Below are 599 nucleotides of genomic sequence, written 5' to 3'. Positions count from 1 at the left end.
AAGTCTGGTAGACCTGAAGCTGGTGCCCCGCAACGGAGCCAGTTAGGGTAGAACAGGTAACTGGGGCTAAGTCGTAACAAGGTAGCCGTACCGGAAGGTGCGGCTGGATCACCTCCTTTCTGGAGCACTTTTGTTACGCTGACCGGATTTGTTCAAACGTTTGAACCAAGTTGTTTTCACACTCGCTCAAATAATATTGTTGAGTAACGAGGATTCATTTTTGCCGCAGGGCAAAGACTGAAGACCCGGGCTTGTAGCTCAGGTGGTTAGAGCGCGACACTGATAATGTCGAGGTCCGTGGTTCGAGTCCACGCAGGCCCACTCGCTTCGGCGTCCGGCCGGCGTAGACAACAACGACGGGGGATTAGCTCAGCTGGCTAGAGCACCTGCCTTGCACGCAGGGGGTCAACGGTTCGAATCCGTTATTCTCCACTCTCTTACTCTCGGAATTCAAGCGCGGCTTGTAATTCCACTGCATCAGACGATCGGTCTGGTACACGTTCTTTGACGTAACGGCTAGCAAACAAGAGAAAAACATGCCAACTCCAGCAATGGAGGTTGGCATCACACGAGCAAACGATAGATCCATGATTACTCTG

Annotated in this window: 2 tRNA genes and 1 rRNA gene; all 3 read left to right on the top strand. The window is 52.3% G+C overall.

Annotated features, from left to right (window positions below):
- Positions 1-119 (top strand): 16S ribosomal RNA (locus DLM85_RS24805); the annotation flags it as partial.
- 128 nt (positions 120-247) lie between these two features.
- A tRNA-Ile gene (locus tag DLM85_RS24800) sits at positions 248-321 on the top strand.
- Positions 322-358: 37 nt separating this feature from the next.
- A tRNA-Ala gene (locus tag DLM85_RS24795) sits at positions 359-432 on the top strand.
- Positions 433-599 lie beyond the last annotated feature (167 nt).

This window comes from Hymenobacter edaphi (genome assembly GCF_003258365.1).
In the GTDB taxonomy this organism is placed as follows: domain Bacteria; phylum Bacteroidota; class Bacteroidia; order Cytophagales; family Hymenobacteraceae; genus Solirubrum; species Solirubrum edaphi.
This window is presented reverse-complemented; position numbering and strand designations above follow the sequence as displayed.